This window comes from uncultured Corynebacterium sp., assembly GCF_902489365.1.
Classification (GTDB): domain Bacteria; phylum Actinomycetota; class Actinomycetes; order Mycobacteriales; family Mycobacteriaceae; genus Corynebacterium.
The window spans coordinates 1-6,131 of the sequence record NZ_CABTZR010000105.1 but is presented as its reverse complement, the minus strand read 5'-3'; the positions used below and the strand labels follow the sequence as shown (position 1 = coordinate 6,131).

5 protein-coding genes are annotated in these 6,131 nt (G+C 64.1%); 3 read left to right on the top strand and 2 right to left on the bottom strand.

Annotated elements, in window-relative coordinates:
* Positions 1 to 974: aminotransferase class III-fold pyridoxal phosphate-dependent enzyme (locus tag RDN59_RS10980; protein WP_308607873.1), on the bottom strand; the 974-nt coding region annotated here is incomplete at its 3' end.
* Positions 975 to 1,139: 165 nt separating this feature from the next.
* Here RDN59_RS10980 and RDN59_RS10975 point away from each other — a divergent pair.
* The gene (locus tag RDN59_RS10975; RefSeq protein ID WP_308607872.1) at positions 1,140 to 2,612 is read left to right on the top strand and encodes a helix-turn-helix domain-containing protein; all 1,473 of its coding nucleotides are present in this window, start codon (positions 1,140 to 1,142) and stop codon (positions 2,610 to 2,612) included.
* Positions 2,613 to 2,616: 4 nt separating this feature from the next.
* Here RDN59_RS10975 and RDN59_RS10970 read toward each other — a convergent pair whose 3' ends face one another.
* The gene (locus tag RDN59_RS10970; protein WP_308607871.1) at positions 2,617 to 4,062 is read right to left on the bottom strand and encodes a PucR family transcriptional regulator; all 1,446 of its coding nucleotides are present in this window, start codon (positions 4,060 to 4,062) and stop codon (positions 2,617 to 2,619) included.
* Positions 4,063 to 4,179: 117 nt separating this feature from the next.
* On the opposite strand from RDN59_RS10970, the gene gabT reads away from it, so the two are divergent.
* Together gabT and RDN59_RS10960 are read left to right on the top strand one after the other, a co-directional pair.
* Positions 4,180 to 5,508 carry a 4-aminobutyrate--2-oxoglutarate transaminase gene (gene gabT / locus RDN59_RS10965; protein WP_070684704.1) on the top strand — a complete coding sequence of 443 codons (1,329 nt, stop codon included), beginning with the start codon at positions 4,180 to 4,182 and terminating at the stop codon, positions 5,506 to 5,508.
* Positions 5,509 to 5,586: 78 nt separating this feature from the next.
* Positions 5,587 to 6,131, top strand: a 545-nt coding sequence (locus tag RDN59_RS10960; protein ID WP_374044613.1) for an aromatic amino acid transport family protein, incomplete at its 3' end; no start/stop codon positions are given.

Sequence of the window (6,131 nt, the reverse complement as noted above, 5' to 3'; positions counted from 1 at the left end):
CAGGCCACCGGGTTACCGGCGTAGGTGCCGCCCAGGGAGCCCGGGTCCGGGGCATCCATGATTTCTGCACGGCCGGTCACAGCGGACAGCGGCATGCCGCCGCCCACGCCCTTGGCGGTGGTGATGAGGTCCGGGATGATGCCCTCGTCGTCGCAGGCGAACCAGGAGCCAGTGCGGCAGATGCCGGCCTGAATTTCATCGGCGATGAAGACGACGCCGTTGTCGGTGCACCATTCCTGCAGTGCCGGGAGGAAGCCCTTGGCCGGCTCGACGAAGCCGCCCTCGCCCTGCACGGGCTCGATGATGACGGCAGCCAGCTCTTCGGTGCCGACGTACTGCTCGATGTAGCGCAGGGTGCGCGCGGCTGCCTGCTTGCCATCGAGGCCATCGCGCAGCGGGTAGGACATCGGCGCGCGGTAGATGTCAGCGGCCAGGGTGCCAAAGCCGGACTTGTACGGCTTGTTCTTGGCGGTCATGGTCATGGTGAGGTTGGTGCGGCCGTGGAAGGCACCGTCGAAGACCACGACGCGGTTCTTGCCGGTGTAGCGGCGAGCAATCTTGATGGCGTTCTCCACCGCTTCAGCGCCGGTGGAGAAGAGACAGGACTTCTTTTCGTGGGTGCCCGGGGTCAGCTCGTTGAGTTTCTTGGCTACCTGGACAAAGCCCTCGTAAGGAGCGTTGAGGAAGCAGGTGTGGGTCAGGTGGCTAGCAGCCTCGGCGACGGCTTTGGCAACGCGCTGGTTGGAGGCGCCGACGGAGGTCACGGCGATGCCGGATGCGAAGTCGACGATGGTGTTGCCGTCGACGTCGACAAGCACGCCACCGTCACCGTCGGTGATGTAGGAGGGGTAGCCCGGGATGACGCCAGCGGCGACGTCTGCTTCACGGGCGGCATTCAGCTCCTGGCTGCGGGGGCCAGGGATTGCGGTGGAGACATTCCGCTCCTGGGGGAGGCGGTGCTTGAGATCCTGCATGCTGTCTGCTCCTTAATACTCGGAATTTTTTATGACGTGGGTCATTCTGGCGGCTAGACTTCATAAGGGCCATAGACAATTCGGTGAAAGAATGGTGAGAAATTGTCCACATTGGATAAGGGGGTAGCTGCCGGACTGGAAGAGGGAAGCGTTTCCCTGAGATGGTTGGCTAATCAACCCGATCTGGGGATAGAAATTCTGCACGATTGCGGGCGTCCTTTCTCCGTCATGCATCCCTGTGAGCTGCGCGATCCCCGCGAGTTTGTGGGATCTGGGGTGGTCATCTTGCTCACGGGCATGGCCTTTGAAAGAAAGCCGGAAGAGCTGGTGGAGTACATCCACAGGGTGGCCGCGGGTGGGGTAACGGGGGTGGGATTCGGCGTTGGCCTTGCCTTCGCCGAGGTTCCGACCGCCATGGTGGAGGCTGCCCGGGACTGCGATATTTCGCTCTTCACGGTGGCGCGGCGCGTGCCTTTCGTCTCGGTGCTCGCGCGTTTGCACGACGAGCTGCAGCGCCAGCGTGAGGAAGGGCTGGAGTGTTTCATTGCGCAGCAGGGCGCGCTGAACGACGCCGCCGTCGCCGGCCTCGACGCCCTCGTAGATAAGACCGGCCGCTTGCTGGGGGCACACTGTTGCCTCGTTGATAAGGACGGGCGGGTCTTTGCCCAGTCGAGCTACCCGGGGTTGCCTCCGGTGGATTGGGGCCCGGTGATTGCCGATACCCGAGCCCAGAACTTTTATGCCGCACGCCGCGTGGGCGGGTGGAATGTCTTGGCCCAGCGTTTGGCCGACCACGGTGCGCGCTCCTTCGGACTCTTGGCCGTGGCGCGTGATGGATTCGGTGTGAACGAGCGTGCGCTGCTCAAGCAGGCCGCGGGCCTAGCGGAGCTCAGCGTGAAGCGCCCGCAGGAGTTGCGGCGCACGCAGAATGAGCTCAACTCCATGGCTTTGGCCATCCAGCTGGGGCTGGACCAGCCAGAAGATCCCATGCGGCGCATCTTCCACCTCGTGGGTGATGCGCAGGGGAGGGTGCGTCCGGTCCTGGTGAAGTCCGAGGGAGAGCGGGCGCACCAGCGCTTCATCCAGGCCCTGGATGCTCGCCTTCAAGACCACGGGCGTTTGCTCTTCGAGTACGCGCTGGATAAGTCCTCCAGCCTCCTGCTCTTTAGGGGAAGCCGATCGATGAAAAACCTGCAGGATTTGCTGCGCGATATTCGCGGAAGCAAGCGCATTGTCGTGGGCCAGCCCATGCCGTGGACTGAGCTGGGGGTGGGAATTGTCCGCGAGCTGGAGTCCTTCGCCTTCGGGTTGCAGCCGGGCATGCTTGCGGGGCCGGAATCGCGCACTTTGAGCTGGACTAGGGATCCCCGCGTCAAGGGGGCGGTGCACAACCGCGCGAAGGAGACCTGGGGCAAGGTGCGTGATCACGACGCCGAGTACGGCACGGCGCTAGCGGAAACCCTGGAGGTCTACCTGCGCGCCGGCGGGCACGTGAGCCGCACCGCTGAGGAGTTGCACTCGCACCGCCACACCGTGCGCAAGCGCATCGCGGACTTGGAGGAGTTATTGGAGGTTGACCTCAAGGACCCCCTGGTGGCGGCGGAGCTTCTCATCCTGGGCGTGAGCGTTCCGGACTGAGTTCTTAAGAATCAAGGCTGAGCAAGAGCAGCTCTGCGCGGGTGACGGGATTGCTTAGGTCCACGCTGCAGAGTTGCTCTATCTTGTCCAAGCGGGCGCGCACGGTGTGGCGGTGAACGCCAAGCTCTGCGGCGGCGGTGGCTAGGTTGGCGTTGCCCACGAGGAAGGAGCGCAGCGTGGCGCACAGCTCGGTGTTGTGTTGTGCATCGTGCTCGGCAAGAAGGCTGACCGTCGCTGCGCGCCGGGCAGCGAGGGCCTCGGGTACGCCGGGTTCTGCCAGCCAGGTAGGGGCAGCCGAATCGAAGGACGCCACAGCGCCGAGTGGCAGGCTGCGCGCGTGGCTCTGGAGAGAGGACAACAGCGCCGGTGTCAACGCCTGCCATTGGATGCGCTGCAGGATGGACGTCCGGAGGTAGCGGGTGTGTTTCCCGCTTAAGCTCGGGTGCGCGGTGCCTGGGGGAAGCGCGATAAGTGCCGAATCGTGTTCCGGGCGGATGAGGCTGAGAGGCTCGGCTTTTCCGATTTCGCTCAACGCCCGCGCGAGGCGGGAGGGGGACGGTGCGGTGAGGAACAGGATATCCACGAGGTCATGGCTATCGACCATGTGGAAGGCCGCCTGCAGGGCGGGGGAGTCAACGCTGGCCAGTTGGGCGTCGAGCGCCAACGCCCCGAGGATCGTGTGCGCAGTGGTGTCGGGGTGATCCAAGAGCAGGCTGGCTAGGCCGGCGAGGTGCCGGATGAGCGCGCGGGAGTAGGAATCGAATTTCTCCGCACGCGTTACCGCGATGGCCCAGCGCCGTCCCGCCGAGCCGAAGATGCTGGTGATGGTGGCGCCTGTGCTTGTCGACGTCCCCGTTCCCCGCCCCGTCTGCTCCGCGGCCTCCACCGCGGCGTCGGCCGCACTGAGCTGGCCGCGATCGCTGCGGCTGACCACCGCTCCGGAGGAGCTGGCTACCGCTACCGCGGCGCTGAGTTCCTTGCCTGCCTGTGCGATGAGTGCGCCGATGTTCGTGGCCGCGGCCTGGTTGAGGCGCTCCTGCTGGCGGTGGAGTGCAAAGTGCGCGTTGTTGTCCAAGCGGGCCTGTTCCTGGGCCACGGCCGTGGTGATGGAGACGAAACGTGTGGCGCGCGGGACCTCAAAGAGGGTGAGATTGTGCTGGGAGCAGGCGCGGATTAGTTCTGGGGGAACCTCGCCGAAGGCTAGCCCGGTACCGAAGCCGATGCCTTGCACGCCTGCCGCGGCCAGGGCTGTGCCATAGCGCTCAAACCCCTCCGGTTCTTCCTGGAAGGCAAGCCCCAACGTGAGCATGAGCGCGCCGGGGGAGGTGAACTCGCTGGGGTCCGCGAGCTCGGAGGCATGAATGGTGTTGAACGTAGCGCTACCGGTGACGATGCTTCGCAGGTTCAAAGAGCGCTGGTTGAGCAGCCAGCGAAAGGAAATCTCGCGCATGCTGGACAGAGTACACAGCTATGGAAAGAAAATTTATACACCTCGTCCATAGTGCGCCAAGGGTGGTGGAGACCACACTAAGGGGCACACTATTCATCTGAGCACACAAGGAAGACCATGCAGGAACTTCAGTACCACATTGAGCAGTCCCGCCACCTGGGCCAGCAGGTCCCGGGCCCGAAGAGCGCCGCCCTGGATGAGCGCCGCAAGAACGCCCTCCCCGCGGGCATGGCGCCCTCACTTCCGGGCTACGTGGTGGATGCCGATGGCGGCATTCTTGCCGACGCCGACGGCAACCGCTTCATCGACCTTGCCTCCGGCATCGCCGTGACCTCCGCTGGCGCTTCGAACCCGGCCGTCGTGGCCGCGGTTCAGGAGGCCGTCGCGCACTTCACCCACACCTCCTTCACCGTTTCTCCTTACGAGTCCTACGTGGCGGTGGCAGAAAAGCTCAACGAGGTCACCCCGGGTGACCACCCGAAGAAGACCGCGCTGTTTAATTCCGGTGCGGAGGCTGTCGAGAACGCAGTAAAGATTGCCCGCAACTACACCGGCAAGCGCGGCGTTGTGGTCATGGACCGCGCCTTTCACGGCCGCACCAACCTGACCATGGCGATGACCGCTAAGCAGTCGCCCTACAAGAACGGCTTCGGCCCCTTCGCGCCGGAAATCTACCGCGCACCGATGTCCTACCCGCTGCGCGATGGCCTGAGCGGCGCCGAGGCCGCCAAGAAGACCATCACCATGATTGAGCAGGAAGTCGGCGCGACCAACCTGGCCTGCGTCGTTGCTGAGCCGATTCAGGGCGAGGGCGGATTCGTCGTCCCGGCTGAGGGCTACCTCGCAGCAATCCAGAAGTGGTGCAACGACAACGACGTGGTCTTCATCATCGACGAGATCCAGGCGGGCATGATGCGCACCGGTACCTGGTTCGCCTCCGACCACGAGGGCATCGTGCCGGACATGGTGACCATTGCCAAGGGCATTGCCTCCGGCATGCCGCTGTCCGCGGTGACCGGCCGCGCGGAAATCATGGACACCCCGCAGCCGGGTGGCCTGGGCGGCACCTACACCGGTAACCCGGTGGCGTGCGCGGCTGCGCTGGCAACCTTCAAGGAGTTTGAGGAGAAGGACTTCGGTGCGCGCGCCCAGAACCTGGAGAAGGTCGCCCGCGAGGAGCTGGAGCCCATCCTGGGCGATGAGCGTGTGGCAGAGTTCCGCGGCCGCGGCGCCATGCTCGCACTCGAGTTCGTGACCGCTGAGGGCGAGCCGGACTCCGAGCTGGTGCACAAGATTGCTGACGGCGCCAAGGCCGAGGGCGTCCTGCTGCTGACCTGCGGCCTGGACCACAACGTCATCCGCTTCCTGCCTTCCCTGGCTATCCCGGAGGACCTGTGGCGTGAGGCGCTGCAGGTCGTCGTCAAACAGTTCAACGAATACAAGTAAGGCGAATGCAGTTCTCACCCGGCGATGGCCGGGTGAGTTCACGTTTTAATAGTCATTTAGTAGTCATCGGAGAAGTCTTTGTCCAACAACATTTCTGTGCCGCAGAAGGATCAGTCCACGAAGGAATTCAAGCCCGCGCTGTCCTTCGTGCAGGGCATCGCCCTCATCTTCGGCACCAACATCGGCGCGGGAGTTCTCTCCATTCCTTATGCCGCTCGCAACGGTGGATTCCTCGCGCTCGTCATCGCCCTGCTTGTGGCAGGCACGCTCACGACCATTTCCATGTTGTACGTGGCCGAGTCCGCCATGCGTACCAAGGCCACGCTGCAAGTCTCGGGGCTGGCCGAGCACTACCTAGGGCAGTGGGGTCGGTGGCTGGTCTTCGTCGCCATCATCGTCAACGGTATCGGCGCGCTCATTGCCTATGCCGCTGGTTCCGGTGACCTGATCAACAATATCTTCGGTCTGCCGCCGCTTCTTGGCACGCTGATCTTCTTTGGGTTCGGCTCGTGGGTGATGTACCGCGGTCTGCACACCACGGGTGCCACTGAGGGTGCCATTACCGCCGGTATGGCCATCATCATCGCTGTCCTCTGTGGGTGGACGATTTTGGGCCCAGGCAT

What these genes read in the sequence shown, in the direction of transcription:
- gabT (WP_070684704.1), top strand. Translation starts at nt 4,180, where the DNA reads ATGCAGGAACTTCAGTACCACATTGAGCAGTCCCGCCACCTGGGCCAG.
- RDN59_RS10970 (WP_308607871.1), bottom strand. Translation starts at nt 4,062, where the DNA reads ATGCGCGAGATTTCCTTTCGCTGGCTGCTCAACCAGCGCTCTTTGAAC.